Origin of the sequence: Komagataeibacter sp. SM21 (assembly GCF_041402665.1) — a bacterium.
In the GTDB taxonomy this organism is placed as follows: domain Bacteria; phylum Pseudomonadota; class Alphaproteobacteria; order Acetobacterales; family Acetobacteraceae; genus Komagataeibacter; species Komagataeibacter saccharivorans.
The window spans coordinates 61,058-77,250 of record NZ_JBGLOV010000001.1; the positions used below are offsets into that span (position 1 = coordinate 61,058).

Consider the following 16,193-nt stretch of genomic DNA (forward strand, 5'->3'; position numbering starts at 1 on the left):
TTACAGGAAGGAAACCGGGTCGATATCCACGTCAATTCGCGCACCGCGTTCCGGTCGTACGCGGGAAAGCCATTCGCGCACGATCGGCTGCACTGCGATGTTGCGCCGCGCGCGCAGCAGCAGCCGGTGGCGATGGCGCCCCCGCAGGATGGCCAGTGGCGCGGGGGCGGGGCCTAGCACCTGCACGCCGTCAAGCTGCGGGGCGTTCTGGCCCAGCGCACGGGCGGTCATGTCGGCGGCGTCGGGCGTATCGGCGCTGACGATCAGGGCGGCCAGACGGCCATAGGGCGGCCAGAAGCCGGGGCGGCGCTGTTCGGCTTCCTGCTGCATGAAGCTTGCGAAATCGCCCGATACCAGCGCCTGCATGACCGGGTGGTCGGGCACGTAGCTCTGTAACAGCACGCGCCCCGGTGCTTCCGCGCGACCGGCGCGGCCCGCGACCTGATGCAGGAGCTGGACAGTGCGCTCGGATGCCCGCAGGTCGCCACCCCCCAGGCCAAGATCCGCATCGACGATGCCCACAAGGGTCAGATGGGCGAAATGCCAGCCCTTGGCCACGATCTGCGTGCCGATCACCAGATCGACCTCGCGCCGGGATATGCGCTCCACGGCAGCGGCGGTGGCGGCGGGACCGTTCAGCGTATCGCTGGCCATGACCAGTATCCGCGCATCGGGGAAGGTGGCGCGCGCTTCCTCCGTTATCCGCTCCACGCCGGGGCCGATGGGGGTCAGGCTGTCGGTATCGGCGCATTTGGGGCAGGTCTGCGGAATGGGTTCGTCATATCCGCAATGGTGGCAGGTCAGGATATGGCGCGCGCGATGTTCCACCAGCCATGCCGTGCAGTTGGGGCACTGCATGCGGTGGCCACAGGTACGGCACAGCGTAAGCGGTGCATACCCCCGGCGGTTGAGGAACAGCATCGCCTGTTCGCCCCGGCCGATGGCGTCATTGATCGCACCCGTCAGCACCGGCGACAGGAACAGCCCGCGTTCGGGCGGGTCGGCGCGCATGTCCAGCGTCTGCACTTCGGGCATGGTGGCGTTGCCATGCCGCGCGGTCAGGCGCAGGTGGCGGTAGCGACCGGCCCCGACATTGGCAAGGCTTTCAAGGCTGGGGGTTGCGGAGACCAGAATGACGGGTGCCCGGCTCATGCGCGCGCGCACCACCGCCATGTCGCGGGCATGATAGGTGACGCCGTCTTCCTGCTTGAAGGCGGTTTCGTGTTCCTCGTCCACGATGATCAGCCCGAGCTGCTCGAACGGCAGGAACAGCGCCGAGCGTGCCCCCACCACCACGCGGGCCGTGCCATCGGCCACCGCCCGCCATGTCAGGCGGCGCAGGCGCGACCCCAGTTCGGAATGCCATAATGCCGGTTCCGCGCCGAACCGGCGGCCAAAGCGTCCCGTCCACTGGGCCGACAGGGCGATTTCGGGCAGCAGCACCAGCGCCTGCCTGCCCGCGTCCAGACAGGCGGCGATGGCTTCCATGTAGATTTCGGTCTTGCCCGATCCCGTCACCCCTTCCAGCAAGGTGATGGAAAATGCGTCCTCCGTTACCCTGGCGCGTAGTTCGGCGGCGACCTGCGCCTGTTCACCGCCCAGTTGCGGGGGGCAGTGTGCGGGATCGGGTGTGGCGAAGGGTGGTGGCGGGGTGATTTCAACCGCGTTGAGCGCGCCCGCCTGCGCAAGCCCGCGTATGACCGCCGTGCTGACCCCGGCCTGCCGCGCAAGATCGCCGGTGGAAAGGGGGGATGCGCTGGCCGCGTCCAGAACCTTCTGGCGCGGGGGCGTAAGCCGCAGGCCGGTCGGCAGCGGGCTGGCCGCAACCCAGCCGCTGGCGGGCCGGGGCGGGGCGGCCAGCGCGTTGGCCCGCAACGCCATGGCCAGAACCATGCCCGGCGGCGACAGGGTGTAGGCGGCAACCCAGTCCACGAACTGGCGTAACTGCGCGGGTAGCGGCGGCAGATCAAGGCGGGTTGCGATGGGCTTGAGGCGGCTGGCGGGCACTTCCTTTTGCGGGGGGGGCATGAATTCCGGCGGCAGGCTGGATGTCGCATCCCATATCACGCCGGTTTCCGTGCGGCGGCCCAGCGGCACGGTTACGATATCACCCGGTCGCGCCGTGCCCAGCGCGGGTGGCACAAGGTAGTCCAGCGGCCCCGCGAAAGGCAGCGTCAGCATGACTCGCACGCGCCCGTCGGCGGGGGGGGGAAGCAGGTCTGTCTGCATGGGATTGCGATGCGGCATGTGTTTTTCTACCGTCAGGCAGCGCCTGTGTCTTGTCTATCCGTCATGTGCGGGCAGTTCCATGCCAGTCATGCATGCGTATGGCTGGCATGGATGCCCGGCGCGGTATAAGGCGGGCAGGAACCGGATGAAAAGGGCTGGCGGCATGATGGCGACCGGGGCACGCGATGCCTTTCTGCAGTGGATGGAGACCGAACGCCGTGCCTCCCCCCTTACGCTTACGGCCTATCGTGGCGATCTGGACCGTTTCATTGCGTTCGTGACCGGACATATCGGGGCGGAGCCGGATATGGGGACGCTTGCTGGCCTGTCCCTTGCCGATCTGCGCGCCTGGCTTGCCCATGAACATGCTGCGGCCCTGAGTGGCAGGCGCGCCACCACGCAGGACCGTGCGGCCCGCACGCGCGCGCGGCGGGTCTCGGCGCTGCGGTCATTTTTCCGCTACCTTGCCCGGTATCACGGGGTGGACAATCCTGCTCCGGCCCTGCTGGCCACGCCGCGCACGCGCCGCCCGCTGCCGCGCCCGCTGGCCCGGACGCAGGCGCTCGACGTGCCGGAAGGCGTGTCCGACCTTGCCCATACCCCGATGGCGCAGATACGCGACGGCGCCCTGTTCATGCTGCTTTACGGGTGCGGGCTGCGTATTTCCGAAGCGCTGGGACTGGATATACGCGATCTGGATCAGGCACGCGCGCTGGGCGATGCCACGAAAGGTGATGGCGTGCTGCGCGTGCGCGGCAAGGGTGATCGGGAACGCATGGTTCCCGTCCTGCCCCGGGTAATGGAAGCACTGGAACACTGGCGGGGCGTGCATCCGCTGCCGCACGCGGATGCGCCACTGTTCGTGGGCGTGCGTGGTGGCCGGCTTCAGGCCGGAATTGCCCAGCGCGCCATGCGCACATGGCGGCACATGGCGGGGCTGCCCGACCATGCAACGCCCCATGCCTTACGACATTCCTTTGCAACCCACCTTATGGAAGGCGGGGCCGACCTGCGCGTGATACAGGACCTGCTGGGCCATGCCAGCCTGTCCACGACCCAGCGCTATACCCTTGCCGATGAGGCCCGGCTTCTGGATGTCTGGACACGCGCCCATCCGCATGCCACCGATACTCCGCCCGATACTGCACGATGAACAGGATTGCCCATGCCAGAGCGGTTTGCCTACCCTCCGATCGATCCGTACGATCACGGCTGGCTTGATACGGGCGAGGGACACCGCGTCTACTGGGAACTGTGCGGCAATCCCGAAGGGATTCCCGTCGTGTTCCTGCATGGTGGTCCCGGTGGCGGGTGCTCGGCTTTCCAGCGGCGCATGTTCGATCCCCGGCGTTACCGTATCCTGCTGTTCGACCAGCGGGGCTGCGGGCGTTCGACGCCGCATGCGGCGCTGGAAAACAACACCACCTGGCATCTGGTTGCCGATATTGAACGCCTGCGTATCATGACCGGTGCGCAGGAATGGATGGTCTTTGGTGGTTCATGGGGGTCGTCGCTGGCGCTGGCCTATGCGCAGGCGCATCCGCAGCGTGTCAGCGCGCTGGTGCTGCGCGGCATCTTCACCCTGCGCCGGGCGGAACTGCTATGGTACTATCAGGAAGGGGCATCATGGCTGTTTCCCGATCAGTGGGAACAGTTTGTGGCCCCCATTCCGGCGCAGGAACGCGGGGATCTGATGGCCGCCTATAACCGTCGCCTGACGGGTTCGGACGAGAAGGCGCGGATGGAAGCCGCCATTGCGTGGAGCGTGTGGGAAGGGCGCACCATCACCTTGCGCCCTGCCGCGGAAAGTGCCGTGCAGCATGCCGATCCGCGTTACGCGCTGGCCTTCTCCCGCATCGAAAACCATTATTTCGTCAATGCCGGATGGCTGGATGAAGGCCAGTTGATCCGCGACGTTGACAGGATACGGCATATCCCCGCCGTGATCGTGCAGGGACGGTATGACGTGGCGACCCCCATGCGCACGGCATGGGACCTGCACCGCGCATGGCCCGAGGCGGCATTCCATGTGATCGATACGGCAGGTCATGCCATGACCGAGCCCGGCATCCAGTCCGCCCTGCTCGATGCGACCGATGCCATGGCGGAACGGCTGGGCTAGTGGCGCGCGCGCGTTCGTGCCTGGCGGCCTGCCTGCTGGCTGCCATTGCCATGACCGGCATGGGACAGGGCAGCAGCCGCGCACAGGATACCGCGCGGCTGTGCAATCATGAACGCGTAGCCCAGGTGCCCCTGCGTGATGATGGCGGCTACCTTTCCATCGTTGTCAGTATCGCGGGCCATGAACTGAGCGCGCTGGTCGATACCGGGTCCGACGGGGGCCTGCTTACGCCCGATATGGTGGGTTATCTGCGCCTGCGGCTTGATCCCGACCATGAAACCATCGTTCACGGTACGGGGGGTGTGGCGCAGGCGACCCCCAATGCCATGGTGCCGGACCTGCGGGTGGGGAATGTGGATTTCGGGCCGCGTTCCGTACCGGTGGGCGAACTGCCGGGCAAGCCGATGATCCAGCCGCCCGTCGCGGGCCTGCTGGGGGGCGATATCCTGTCGCGTTTCGATCTGGACGTGAACGTGCCCGGCGGCACGCTGACCCTGTGGAATATCCAGCATGCCTCACTGGTATGCGCCCCGCCACCGGCATGGGACGGACCCTATGAAACCCTGCCACTGACCCGGCAGGACAACCGCTTCCTGCTGACGGTGGGGCTGGATGGCAGGCCGGTTACGGCATTGCTGGACAGTGGCGCGCGTTCGCGCATCGTCTCGCCCGAAGTGGCCCATCGCGCCGGTGTCAGCCAGTCCCGGCTGGAACGTGACCCCGGCGGTGTGACCGCAAGCGTGGACGGGCACAGGGATATCTACCACTGGCACCGTTTTGACAGTCTGCAGGTCGGCCATGAACTGGAACGCAATGTCACGCTGACCGTGGCTCCGCTGCGCGAACATCTGGAAATGCTGCTGGGATCGGACTGGTTCGCCACGCACCGCGTGTGGATTTCGTATGCCGTCAATCAGGCCTTTGTCCGTCCCGCGCCCGGGCGGCCGGAGCGACCGTAAGGTCGTCCCGGAAGCAGGCGGGCGCTCAGCCCTTCAGTTTGGCGTTGCAGGTGCTGTAATAGCCGCCGCCGCGCTGGATCCAGCGCAGTCCGCCATTGGCGTTGGCAGCCTTGTTGGCATTGTACTGGTCAAGGCAGGTGTGCATGCGGGCCTTGCCTGCCGATTCCTTGCTGTATTTGGGGGAAATGGCGTCGGGCATCGTCGCCGTGGTCGATGCGGCGGCGGTCGTGGCCGGAGCCGTGGCATGCGGGGCAGGCGTGGTCGCCACGGGTGCCGCAGCCGGTGCGCTTTCCGTTGCGGGGCGGGTAGCGGTTGTTGCTTCCGCCGTGTCGGTGTCACACTGCGCGGCCTTGAATGCCTTGTAGGACTGGCCGTTCAGGGTGCCGGCAGTGCGGGCGGCGGTAAATTTCTGGTGGCATGCCTTGGCGGTTTCACGTGCCTGTGCCGCACCGGTGGACAGGGTGAGCGCCAGCAGCGAAACGGTTGCAATCTTGAAACGGAATGATGTGGCCATGAGCGTGGTCAGTCCTGAAATAATATAGTGGAAATAAGGCGTCAGAGCGCGCTGTCACCCGTTTCGCGCGTGCGGATGCGGATTACGCCTTCAAGCGGGGAAATGAAAATCTTGCCGTCCCCGATCTTGCCGGTATGGGCGGCTTCCAGAATGGTTTCCACCGCCTGATCGACCAGTTCGTCCGCAACGGCGACCTCGATCTTGATCTTGGGCAGGAAGCTTACGTGATATTCCGCCCCACGATAGATTTCCGTCTGCCCCTTCTGGCGGCCGAAGCCCTTGACTTCCGATACGGTCAGGCCCTGAATTCCCAGCGGGGTCAGGGCCTCACGCACATCGTCGAGCTTGAAAGGCTTGATGATGGCTGTGACAAGCTTCATCTCACCATGTCTCCATTTCTGCTGTCCGGCCGGGCTGACCGTGTGTGAAGGATAAGGTAACCACCCGTCCTATACCCCGATTGGATGATACATGTCATCCGCCTTCGTATGGCCGATATGGTAAGCGCGCTTGTGCGTTCCCCCGTGTGGGGAGTAAATCCGGTGGGCTTGCCCCGCCCGCAGGGTCCAGAACAGGAAACACGATGACCGCCACCATGACATCCAGCACCACGCCCGACGCCATTGCGGCCGATGTCTGCATCGTGGGGGCCGGGCCTGTCGGTGTCACGCTGGCCTGCCGTCTGGCGCAGGGCGGCATGCGGGTCGCCATCATCGACCGTGCCGAACTGCCGCCCATGGAACATCCCGCCTTTGACGGGCGCGCCTATGCCATCGCCGCCGGTTCGCGCCGCCTGCTGGAACAGGCGGGGGTATGGGCGCGCCTGCCCATGGATTCGTGCGACATCCGCGAAATCCGTGTTACGGACGGGCGGCCGGGTCAGCCGCCCTCGCGCCTGTTTCTGGAATTCGGGCGTGAAGATGCGGACCAGCCCTTCGGCGCGATGATCGAGGCCCGTGCCCTGCGTGTCGCCCTGAATGCGACATTATACGCAACGCCGGGCATACAGGTTTTCGCCCCCGATGAAGCGCGCGTCACCCGCACGGCGGAAGGGGCGGTAATCCGCACCACCAGCGGGCGCGTCATCAATGCCCGCCTTGTCATCGCGGCGGAGGGGCGTCGCAGCCCGCTGCGCGAACAGGCTCGTATTCCCGTCACCCGCCTGCCGTACAACCAGTGCGGTATCGTGTGCGCCGTGGCCCATGAACGCCCGCATGAAGGACGTGCGCTGGAGCATTTCCTGCCCGCCGGTCCCTTCGCGCAGCTTCCCATGGCCCCGACCGCCGAATATCCCAACCTGTCCGCGCTGGTCTGGACCGAAAGCGAGAAAGTGGCCTACCGGCAGGCCGAACTGCCACATGAAGCCTTCACCCATGAAATCCGCCGCCGCATGGGCGATGAGTGGCTGGGAGCCGTGACCCCGGTCGGGCGGCGGTGGGTGTACCCGCTTTCCGCCCAGTACGCGCAGCGTTATGTCGATACGCGGCTGGCGCTGGTGGGGGACGCGGCGCATGGCGTCCATCCCATCGCGGGGCAGGGGCTCAATCTGGGATTTCGCGATGTGATCGCACTGACGGAGGTTCTGGTGGGCGTGCATGGCCGTGGCGGCGATGTGGGCGCGCCGGAGGTGCTGCGCAGCTATCAGGCGCGCACGCGCCCGGCCAATATGCTCATGCTGGCGGCAACCGACGTGCTGGAGCGGCTTTTTGGCAATGACAATCCCGCGCTGCGTCTGGCCCGCGACGTGGGGCTTGCGGCGGTCAATCGCATCACCCCCCTGCGGCGCAGTTTTGCCCGGCACGCGATGGGGCTGTAAACAGGGCGCGCTCTTGCATGTTAACGCGGCCGTCAGGCCGGAACGGATATGTCATGTCAGAAAAGCAGTCTGCCGTCATTCCCGCAAACCCGCGCGTCAGCCGCGTATGGCCACCCACGCTGGGGCATGTTGATCCCGACGTGCTGTGGCAGGAAATCCTGAGCGGCGCCTGCGGCTGCTGCGACCCGCTGGTCAAGGGGCTGGTGGCGACGGGCATCCGCAACCATGCGTCCTTCCGTGGCGCGCTGGCCGCGCTGATCGGACGCAAGCTGGGTGATCGCTCCGTGGCGGATGATGCGCTGGCCGAACTGGTGACGGAAGTATTCGAAGCCGATCCGGACATCGTGCATGCGGCGGCGGCGGATCTGGTGGCCATACGCGAACGCGACCCGGCCACGGCGGATTACGTGACGCCTTTCCTGTTCTTCAAGGGTTATCACGCCGTGCAGAGCCACCGCGTGGCGCACTGGCTGTGGCACAACGACCGCAGTTATCTGGCGCTGCATCTGCAGAGCCGGTGTTCGGAACTGTTTGCGGTGGATATCCACCCCGCTGCCCGGCTGGGGCGGCGCATCCTGCTCGACCATGGCACGGGCATCGTGATCGGGGAAACTTCGGTTCTGGAAGATGATGTCTCCCTGCTGCAGGGCGTGACCCTTGGTGGCACGGGCAAGAATGTGGGCGACCGCCACCCCAAGGTGCGGCGCGGCGTGCTGATCGGGGCCGGAGCGAAGATTCTGGGCAATATCGAAATCGGGGAGGGGGCGAAGGTTGGCGCGGGGTCCATCGTGCTGGAATCCGTGCCGCCCTATACCACCGTGGTCGGAAATCCCGCGCGTATCGTGGGGACCCGGCATTCCGGCCTGCCCGCCTTCACCATGGACCAGATGCTGCCGCCGATTGATTATATTATCTGATGACCGAATTCGTTTTCAGGCCGCATGTCGCTGTTATTGGCGGCGGCCCGGCAGGACTGGCGGCTGCCGAAATACTGTCCGCCCGGGGATGTGCCGTAAGCGTGGTGGAGCAGATGCCCACCATGGGCCGCAAGCTGCTGATGGCGGGCCGTGGCGGGCTTAACCTGACCCATTCCGAAAATGCCGACCTGTTCGCTTCCCGCTATGGCGCCTCGCGACCCATGATGGAAGCGGCCCTGTCCGCCTTTACGCCACAGGACATGGTGGCGTGGGCCGAAGGGCTGGGCCAGCCCTGTTTTGTCGGCAGTAGCGGGCGTGTATTTCCCCGCGGCATGAAGGCGTCGCCCCTGCTGCGGGCATGGCTTGCCCGACTGGCGGCAAAAGGTGTGCGGCTCCTGACCCGGCATCGGTGGGAAGGCTGGGACGCGGCCGGTCGGCTGAAGGTATCGGGTCCCGGCGGCGAAGTGACCTGGCGGGTGGATGCGACCGTGCTGGCGCTGGGTGGCGCAAGCTGGGCGCGGCTGGGTTCGGACGGTGCCTGGCGCGCGCGATTACAGGCGCTGGGGATTGATGTTACCCCCTTCGCCCCTGCCAATTGCGGGTTTTCTACCCGGTGGAGCGACGCCTTTCGCACGCGTTTTGCGGGCACCCCCCTGCGTGGCATCGGCATCGCGCTCGAAAACGGGGAAACGGTGCGTGGCGAGGCCGTCGTAACGGAAACCGGCATCGAAGGCGGTGCGGTATATGCGCTTTCGGCCGCCATCCGTGACCGTATTGCCCAAAGCGGCAGTGCCCGCGTCAGGCTCGACCTGCGTCCGGCGCTGGGCGTGGGCGAGATTGGAACCCGCCTTGCCCGCGTGCGGGCGCGCGAAAGCCTGTCCAACACATTGCGCAAGGCCCTGCGGCTGTCCCCGGTCGCCATGGCGCTTCTGTATGAGGATCGCAACGGGCCGCCGCCGCGCGATCCCACGTCGCTTGCCCTGCTGGTCAAGGGGGTGCCGGTTGAACTGAGTGCCGCCACGGCGCTGGACCGCGCCATTTCGGTGGCGGGTGGCATCGCGTGGCCGCAACTGGATTCACATTTCATGCTGCGGGCGTTGCCGGGTGTTTTCGCCGCCGGTGAAATGCTGGACTGGGAAGCGCCAACCGGCGGTTATCTGCTTCAGGGCTGCATGGCGACGGGCCGCATGGCGGGCGAAGGGGCATGGGAGTGGTTGCGTGACTCGCAACGCGGGCGGTATCCGTCACCGCCATGAGTGTTGCAATCACGATCGGGGACCGGCGCGGGGCCACCGCCGGGGATGCCCCGGTGACCATGGACCTTGCCGAACTGCTGTCCACACGCCTGCTGGTGCAGGGTAATTCCGGTTCGGGCAAGTCCCACCTGCTGCGCCGCCTGCTGGAACAGTCGGCGCGCATGGTGCAGCAGGCGATCATCGACCCGGAAGGCGATTTCGTCAGCATTGCCGAGCGGTACGGCCATCTGGTCATCGACGCCGCCGAACATACCGAAGCCGCCCTGCAGGCAGCGGGGGAGCGGATGCGCATGCACCGGGCCTCTGTCGTGCTGAATCTGGAGGGCGTGGACGCCGACGTGCAGATGCGCCGTGCAGCGGCCTTTCTGGGCGGGATGTTCGAAGTACCGCGTGATTACTGGTATCCGGTGCTGGTCGTGGTGGATGAAGCCCAGCTTTTCGCCCCGGCGGCAGCGGGTGAGGTATCGGACGAAGCCCGCCGTGCCTCGCTCGGGGCCATGACCAACCTTATGTGCCGTGGGCGCAAGCGGGGACTGGCGGGCGTGATCGCAACCCAGCGTCTGGCCAAGCTGGCGAAGAACGTGGCGGCGGAAGCGTCGAATTTCCTCATGGGGCGCACGTTTCTCGATATCGACATGATGCGCGCGGCTGACCTGCTGGGGATGGAACGGCGGCAGGCGGAAAATTTCCGCGATCTTGAACGCGGTTATTTCGTGGCCCTCGGCCCGGCGGTGTGCCGCAGGCCGCTGGCTGTCAGGATCGGCCCGGTCGAGACCGAAAGCCGCTCCGCCGGACCCAGTCTCATGCCATTCGAGCCTGTTGCGGCGGGCGATGAAATCCGCGAGCTGATCCTGACCCCGGTGCCCGAGCGTGAAATGCCGCAGCGGCCTGCGCGTAATTTCAGCCCGCCGCCGGATATCCTGGCCCAGCTTGCCGCCCATGCCGAAACTGCGACGGTTGAAACGGAAGAGGATGCGGTAGCAGAAGCCCCGCCCGTGGATGCGGCTGCCCAGCGGCTGCGTTTTATCGAAATCCTGACCGACATACTGCGCGATGAGGATGCGGGCTTCCGCCCCGCCCATGTGCTGTATCAGGATTTTCTGGTCCGCTGCCGGATCGAGGGGATGGGGCGCGATGCGCTGGACATGCCCCGTTTCCGTCGCCTGCTGGCCGTGGCCAAAGCCGGGGTGGACAGCACCACGGCGGAAAGCGAGCAGTGGCGGGACGCCGAACAGATGGCCGCCGCCCTGCCCGATGATGTGCAGGGGATATTCCTGCTGATCGCCCGTGCGGCCCTTCATAACCAGCCCTGCCCGTCGGACAGCGTGATCGCCCGCACCTATGGCACCCATTCGCTTGGTCGCGCCCGGCGTCAGCTTGCCTATCTGGAGGAGCAGAACATGATCGTGCTGCGCCATGACGGGCTGGGCCGACGCAGCGCCGCCATCATCGGTGCAGGCTGGCAGACCGCTCCGGCCATGCCGGACGGGAGCGAGGGTTAGGGGCCAGCACATATATTTTCGGGACGGGGGAGGTATGCCACCGAAGCCGAAAGTGCAGCGTGATTGCGAAGGGTGCCGATCGCCTTCAAGCTATGGAAAAATGATGACTGGCGTCAGGTTCGTCTGAACAGGCACCATCCCGGTTTCAGGGGCGGAGCTTCTGTCGCAGACAATAAAAAACCTGCCTTCTTGCGAAGGCAGGTTTTTTACTTTCAGCCTGCTGGCCGCGCTATCAGCGCTTCCACCAGCCGGTGCGGCGGCGTGGGGCGGGACTTTCGTCCACGTCCACCGGTGCGACCACCGGGGTTTCCGGTGTGGCTTCCGCAGCCGCCGCTTCCGTTGTCTTACGGGTGCGGCGGGCGCGGGTGGCCGTTGCAGTGGTGGTGGTGGTCGCCTTGCGGGTCGTGGTCCGCTTTTTCGGCGCGGGCTTTGCCTCGGCTTCCGGTGTCGCCTTTTCCGCTACGGCTTCCCCTTCCGGTGCGGCTTCAGCCGGTTCCACCTTCTTGCGGCGCGTAGTGCGGCGCGGCTTGGGTGCCTCCTCCGCGGCAGGGGCCTCGGCTGCGGGTTCGGCTGCCGGGGTTGCGGCTTCGACCGGCTCGTCCGCCTTGGCCGTCTTGCGCGTGGTGGCGCGGCGACGGGTGGTTGCCGTGGTGCCGGTCGCGCGGCTTGCCGCCCGCTTGCGTGCGGGTTTGGCCGGGGCCGCTTCCTCGGCTGCCGGTTCTTCCGCCGGTGTGGCCTCGGCCTGCGCCGGTGCGGCTTCTTCCGGCGTCTCGGCTACCTTGCGGCGCGTTGTCGTGCGGCGCGTGGTGGTTGCGGCACGGCGGCGGCGCGGCTTGGGTGCTTCCTCCACCTGTTCGGCTTCCGCAGGGGCGGCTTCCGGCTCAGGCTGCGGTTCGGCTTCCGGTGCGGCGGCTTCGACAGCAGGGGCTGCTTCGGCTTCCACCGGTGTAGTGCCTTCCGCTGGCGTGCGGCTGCGGCGCGTGCGACGGCGGCGGCGCGGCTTGGTGGTTTCTTCCTCAGCAACCGGGGTTGCTTCGGCTTCCACGATCACCACCGGCTCGGCCTGCGGCAGGTCCACCACTTCTTCCACCACGGTTTCCACGGGGGCCGTGGTCTGCTCGATCACATCGAAGATGTCGATGATGGCATCGCCATACGGATCGGCCGGGGTGGGGCCACGATAGGCCGGGGTTGCGGCAGGCGTTTCCTGCGCGGGGACCGGTGCGGCTTCGGCTTCCACGCTCTGGGTCGCCTGTTCGGGCTGCGTGGTCGTGGCTGCGGCGCTGCCACCACGACGGCGACGGCGACGACGGCGGCGACGGTGGTCGGTGCCTGATGCGATATCCTCGTCCTCTTCCGTTGCGCGGGGGGCTTCCGGTGTCGCTTCGGCCACGGGCGGTTCGGTCTGGATCTGGATTTCACGCACATGGCTGTTTTCGGCAGGGGCGTGTTCGATGGCGGCGGGCGCCTCGAAGCGGGCCGTCTGCTGGCTTACGCGCTCGATCTTGCATTCCTGCGGCTGCAGGCTGGCGTCGGGGGCGAAGGCGACATGCATCTTGTGCCGCATTTCGATTTCCGAAAGCCAGGTACGCTTGTTGTTGAGGATATAGAACGCGATTTCCGGCGCGACCTGAACCGAAATCTCGGCGGCCTTGCGCTGCATGCCTTCTTCCTCGATCGCGCGCAGCACATGCAGTGCCGAGCTTTCGATCCCGCGCACGATGCCGGTGCCCTGACAGTGCGGGCAGGGCATGAACGCGGATTCGGCAATGGAGGGGCGCAGGCGCTGACGCGACATTTCCAGCAGGCCAAAATGCGAGATCTGGCCAACCTGAATGCGGGCGCGGTCAGTGCGCAGGGCGTCCTTCAGCTTGCGTTCGACCATGCCGTTATGCTTGCGGCTTTCCATGTCGATGAAGTCGATGACGATCAGACCGGCCAGATCGCGCAGGCGAAGCTGGCGGGCGACTTCCTCGGCCGCTTCAAGGTTGGTGCGCAGGGCCGTTTCCTCGATATTGCGCTCACGCGTGGCGCGGCCCGAGTTCACGTCGATCGCCACCAGCGCTTCGGTCTGGTTGATGACCAGATAGCCACCGGACTTGAGCTGCACGGACGGCGACAGCATGGAATCCAGCAGTCCCTCCACCTTGTAGTGGGAGAACAGGCTCTGCTCGTGATCCTGCCACAGGCGGACCTTCTGCGCGTTCTGCGGCATGAGCATGCGCATGAACTCACGCGCGGACTTCCAGCCCGGCTCGCCATCGATCAGGATTTCGCCTACTTCGCGCGTATAGATGTCGCGGATCGCGCGCTTGATGAGGCTGGCTTCCTCATAGATCAGGGCAGGGGCCACAGATTCCAGCGTGTGCTGGCGGATGTCGTCCCACAGGCGCAGCAGGTATTCGCAGTCGCGCATGACTTCGGCGCGCGGGCGCTGGGCGCCGGCGGTGCGTACGATCATGGCCATGCCACGGGGAATCTGCAGTTCGGTAATGATGTCACGCAGGCGGCGGCGGTCGGCCACCGACGTGATCTTGCGCGAAACCCCGCCGCCGCGCAGCGAGTTGGGCATCAGCACGCAGTAACGGCCCGCCAGCGAGACATAGGTGGTCAGCGCCGCGCCCTTGTTGCCGCGTTCTTCCTTGACCACCTGCACCAGCAGGACCTGACGGCGGCGGATGACTTCCTGAATCTTGTAGTTGCGCAGGAAGCGCGCGATGCGGCGCTGGGCCTGTGCCTCATCACCGGTGTCGTTCTCGCCGCCAACCGTCTCGGGCTCGTCGCCTTCGGCGTCGGTGGTGGTTTCGCCTTCTTCCGCCGTGGGGGCGGGCGCGTCTTCTTCCTCGTCATCGCGGGCGCGGCGTTCTTCTTCCGCGCGGCGTTCCTCCTCCTGCAGCGCGAGCAGCTTTTCGCGGTCGGCTACGGGGATCTGGTAATAATCGGGGTGAATTTCGCTAAAGGCGAGGAAACCGTGGCGGTTGCCGCCATAATCCACGAACGCGGCCTGAAGGCTGGGTTCCACGCGGATAACCTTGGCAAGATAGATGTTGCCCTTCAGCTGCTTTTTTGATGCAGCCTCGACATCGTAATCTTCAAGGTGGTTACCATCCATCACGACCACGCGGGTTTCTTCCGCGTGTGTCGTGTCGATCAGCATGCGTTTGCTCATAAATAGGCGCACTCCGGTATGTCACGTTCCGGCATCCGGGCTGCGCGCGCGATCCGTGGCGGCAGAGGGGAGCGGGGGAACGGACAGAAACATTAAAAATAATGGGACCGGATTCGGATCGGGCGCTCGCGCGTGGCAGGCGGACGGACAGCGCATGCCCATGGACCACTGGCGGCATGCTGCCGCCCGTGTTCGGGCATGGTGTCATCGTCGGTGCGGAAAAAGCCCGCGTGGTGTCCAATCCATCCTCGGTCATGATCTGGGGAGGGCGCTGCCCGGCCTGATTGCCGGGGCGGGGCCTTCCGTATCGACAGGTCTGTCATCCGGTTTCCTGTCGATCGGGAACACCGGCGCGGCTGCATCAGGTCGTGCGCCGCATAGGCCCCCACGCCGTGGCGTGGCCGGATGTAAGGCCGGTAAGCATCTGCCGCGCATGCATGAGGCATGCCGGATGGAGTCAATCATGCCTTGGGGCATCCAGCCGTTTCGGACATGCCCTGCGGCAGTTCGGACTTGGCGTGGTCCATCACGGCTGGGCAGCATGACGCAATGTTTCCCTTTCCGCAAGGGGGCTGCGCGTTTATCCCGCTGACGGACGGCCCGTATGATGATAATGGAAAGGGATTCGCCCGCAACCGTTTTGCCCGGAACCCCACGCATGACCACAGGCCGGCCCGATGGACAGGACGCGCAGCCGCGCAGGCCGCACGATGACGCCCTGGCAGCAAAGGGCGCCATTATCCAGCCGGGACGGCGCGCGGTGGTGGCCGGTCTGGGCGTTCTGGTGCCCTCCGTCGCCGTGGCGCGGGTGGCGGCCCCCGTGCCTGCGCATGTCCATGCGGCCGCCGCCGCGCACCATGCCACCCACCCCCTGCATGCCCCGGCCATTATCGGGAAAGCTGCCGCCCCGAAGCCGCTGGTGATGCTTGACCCCGGCCATGGCGGGAAGGACCCCGGTGCCATCGGCATTTCCGGCACGTATGAAAAACATGTGGCGGAGGCCGCCGCCAGTGAACTCCAGCGCCAGCTTGAGGCCAGCGGACGCTACCGCGTGGCCATGACCCGGGCCGATGACCGTTTCATCCCGCTGGAAGGGCGGGTGGATATTGCGCATACCCACAAGGCGGCGCTGTTCATTTCCATGCATGCCGACGCGCTGCATGACCCCGCCGTGCGCGGCGCCAGTGTCTACACCCTTGCCGCCAGGGCATCGGACCGGCAGACGGCCATGCTGGCCCAGACCGAAAACAGCGCCGACCGCTATGGCGGCCCGCAGGTGCATGCGACATCCCCCGAAGTGCAGGAAATCCTCGCCAGTCTGGTGACCGAGGAAACGCGCCACGGCGCGGCCCATATGGCCAGCAGCATCGTAACCGCCTTCCGCCCGCGTGTCGGGCTGTTGCAGCATCCTTCCCGCCATGCCTCCTTCGTGGTGCTGAAATCGGCCGATATCCCCTCCGTGCTGGTGGAGATGGGCTTCATGTCGAATCATATGGACGAAGCCGCCCTGCGTCAGGCCGCGCACCGCATGGTCGTGGCCAGCGCCATGGTGCAGGCGATCGACCGTTATTTCGCGACCGACAGCATGGTAACGCATGCCACGGGGTAGGCCGCGCCACCACCACAGCCTGTGGCCAGGCCTGTTTTTAGCGGTTGCAATCAGCCCGCCTGCCTGTATTGTGCGCGGCATGGTAACGATAGCGCACATC

General features: G+C 66.1%; 13 protein-coding genes. 9 read left to right on the forward strand and 4 right to left on the reverse strand.

The features are described 5' to 3' along the window. Window positions 1-2,247, reverse strand: coding sequence for a primosomal protein N' (locus ACBR42_RS00270; RefSeq protein WP_371207014.1), 2,247 nt, complete (start codon window positions 2,245-2,247; stop codon window positions 1-3). Between the two features lie 145 nt (window positions 2,248-2,392). Between ACBR42_RS00270 and ACBR42_RS00275 the strand changes: the two genes are divergently transcribed. Genes ACBR42_RS00275 through ACBR42_RS00285 form a run of 3 tightly spaced genes read left to right on the forward strand, consistent with a single transcriptional unit; the run spans window position 2,393 to window position 5,310 of the window. Further along, window positions 2,393-3,382 carry a tyrosine recombinase XerC gene (locus tag ACBR42_RS00275; RefSeq protein ID WP_162900516.1) on the forward strand — a complete coding sequence of 330 codons (990 nt, stop codon included), beginning with the start codon at window positions 2,393-2,395 and terminating at the stop codon, window positions 3,380-3,382. A 12-nt stretch (window positions 3,383-3,394) separates the two neighbouring features. Beyond that, the gene (pip, locus tag ACBR42_RS00280) at window positions 3,395-4,351 is read left to right on the forward strand and encodes a prolyl aminopeptidase (RefSeq protein WP_371207015.1); all 957 of its coding nucleotides are present in this window, start codon (window positions 3,395-3,397) and stop codon (window positions 4,349-4,351) included. A gap of 50 nt (window positions 4,352-4,401) precedes the next feature. Next, window positions 4,402-5,310, forward strand: a complete 909-nt coding sequence (locus ACBR42_RS00285) for an aspartyl protease family protein (RefSeq protein WP_110546988.1) — start codon at window positions 4,402-4,404, stop codon at window positions 5,308-5,310. A 25-nt stretch (window positions 5,311-5,335) separates the two neighbouring features. Here ACBR42_RS00285 and ACBR42_RS00290 read toward each other — a convergent pair whose 3' ends face one another. Continuing rightward, window positions 5,336-5,824, reverse strand: coding sequence for a hypothetical protein (locus ACBR42_RS00290; protein ID WP_102324729.1), 489 nt, complete (start codon window positions 5,822-5,824; stop codon window positions 5,336-5,338). 41 nt (window positions 5,825-5,865) lie between these two features. After that, window positions 5,866-6,204 carry a P-II family nitrogen regulator gene (locus tag ACBR42_RS00295; protein ID WP_102324728.1) on the reverse strand — a complete coding sequence of 113 codons (339 nt, stop codon included), beginning with the start codon at window positions 6,202-6,204 and terminating at the stop codon, window positions 5,866-5,868. A 203-nt stretch (window positions 6,205-6,407) separates the two neighbouring features. Between ACBR42_RS00295 and ACBR42_RS00300 the strand changes: the two genes are divergently transcribed. From ACBR42_RS00300 to ACBR42_RS00315, 4 genes are read left to right on the forward strand one after another with little or no spacing between them, the layout of a single operon-like run. Further along, window positions 6,408-7,640: a UbiH/UbiF/VisC/COQ6 family ubiquinone biosynthesis hydroxylase gene (locus tag ACBR42_RS00300; RefSeq protein ID WP_102324727.1), complete on the forward strand. Its 1,233-nt coding sequence runs from the start codon at window positions 6,408-6,410 to the stop codon at window positions 7,638-7,640. Window positions 7,641-7,693: 53 nt separating this feature from the next. Beyond that, window positions 7,694-8,557 (forward strand): serine O-acetyltransferase, encoded by an 864-nt coding sequence (cysE, locus tag ACBR42_RS00305; protein WP_102324726.1) that lies wholly within the window; start codon window positions 7,694-7,696, stop codon window positions 8,555-8,557. Then, window positions 8,557-9,813 (forward strand): TIGR03862 family flavoprotein, encoded by a 1,257-nt coding sequence (locus ACBR42_RS00310; RefSeq protein WP_371207016.1) that lies wholly within the window; start codon window positions 8,557-8,559, stop codon window positions 9,811-9,813. Before cysE ends, ACBR42_RS00310 begins: the two co-directional genes overlap by 1 nt. Beyond that, a complete protein-coding gene (locus ACBR42_RS00315; RefSeq protein WP_371207017.1) occupies window positions 9,810-11,315 on the forward strand; it encodes a helicase HerA domain-containing protein in 1,506 nt (501 codons plus the stop codon). The genes ACBR42_RS00310 and ACBR42_RS00315 overlap by 4 nt, the downstream gene beginning before the upstream one ends. Window positions 11,316-11,547: 232 nt before the next feature. On the opposite strand, the gene ACBR42_RS00320 is transcribed toward ACBR42_RS00315, so the two are convergent. Further along, the gene (locus ACBR42_RS00320; RefSeq protein ID WP_371207018.1) at window positions 11,548-14,484 is read right to left on the reverse strand and encodes an Rne/Rng family ribonuclease; all 2,937 of its coding nucleotides are present in this window, start codon (window positions 14,482-14,484) and stop codon (window positions 11,548-11,550) included. A gap of 101 nt (window positions 14,485-14,585) precedes the next feature. Between ACBR42_RS00320 and ACBR42_RS00325 the strand changes: the two genes are divergently transcribed. Together ACBR42_RS00325 and ACBR42_RS00330 are read left to right on the forward strand one after the other, a co-directional pair. Next, window positions 14,586-14,768, forward strand: a complete 183-nt coding sequence (locus ACBR42_RS00325) for a hypothetical protein (RefSeq protein ID WP_162900392.1) — start codon at window positions 14,586-14,588, stop codon at window positions 14,766-14,768. A 374-nt stretch (window positions 14,769-15,142) separates the two neighbouring features. Beyond that, window positions 15,143-16,093 carry an N-acetylmuramoyl-L-alanine amidase gene (locus ACBR42_RS00330; RefSeq protein WP_371207019.1) on the forward strand — a complete coding sequence of 317 codons (951 nt, stop codon included), beginning with the start codon at window positions 15,143-15,145 and terminating at the stop codon, window positions 16,091-16,093. The last annotated feature ends 100 nt before the right edge of the window (window positions 16,094-16,193 follow it).

Coding starts and splice junctions, on each gene's coding strand:
- ACBR42_RS00315 (WP_371207017.1), top strand. CDS start 9,810: ATGAGTGTTGCAATCACGATCGGGGACCGGCGCGGGGCCACCGCCGGG.
- ACBR42_RS00285 (WP_110546988.1), top strand. CDS start 4,402: ATGACCGGCATGGGACAGGGCAGCAGCCGCGCACAGGATACCGCGCGG.
- ACBR42_RS00290 (WP_102324729.1), bottom strand. CDS start 5,824: ATGGCCACATCATTCCGTTTCAAGATTGCAACCGTTTCGCTGCTGGCG.
- ACBR42_RS00310 (WP_371207016.1), top strand. CDS start 8,557: ATGACCGAATTCGTTTTCAGGCCGCATGTCGCTGTTATTGGCGGCGGC.
- ACBR42_RS00300 (WP_102324727.1), top strand. CDS start 6,408: ATGACCGCCACCATGACATCCAGCACCACGCCCGACGCCATTGCGGCC.
- cysE (WP_102324726.1), top strand. CDS start 7,694: ATGTCAGAAAAGCAGTCTGCCGTCATTCCCGCAAACCCGCGCGTCAGC.
- ACBR42_RS00295 (WP_102324728.1), bottom strand. CDS start 6,204: ATGAAGCTTGTCACAGCCATCATCAAGCCTTTCAAGCTCGACGATGTG.
- pip (WP_371207015.1), top strand. CDS start 3,395: ATGCCAGAGCGGTTTGCCTACCCTCCGATCGATCCGTACGATCACGGC.
- ACBR42_RS00270 (WP_371207014.1), bottom strand. CDS start 2,247: ATGCCGCATCGCAATCCCATGCAGACAGACCTGCTTCCCCCCCCCGCC.
- ACBR42_RS00330 (WP_371207019.1), top strand. CDS start 15,143: ATGACCACAGGCCGGCCCGATGGACAGGACGCGCAGCCGCGCAGGCCG.
- ACBR42_RS00275 (WP_162900516.1), top strand. CDS start 2,393: ATGATGGCGACCGGGGCACGCGATGCCTTTCTGCAGTGGATGGAGACC.
- ACBR42_RS00325 (WP_162900392.1), top strand. CDS start 14,586: ATGGGACCGGATTCGGATCGGGCGCTCGCGCGTGGCAGGCGGACGGAC.
- ACBR42_RS00320 (WP_371207018.1), bottom strand. CDS start 14,484: ATGAGCAAACGCATGCTGATCGACACGACACACGCGGAAGAAACCCGC.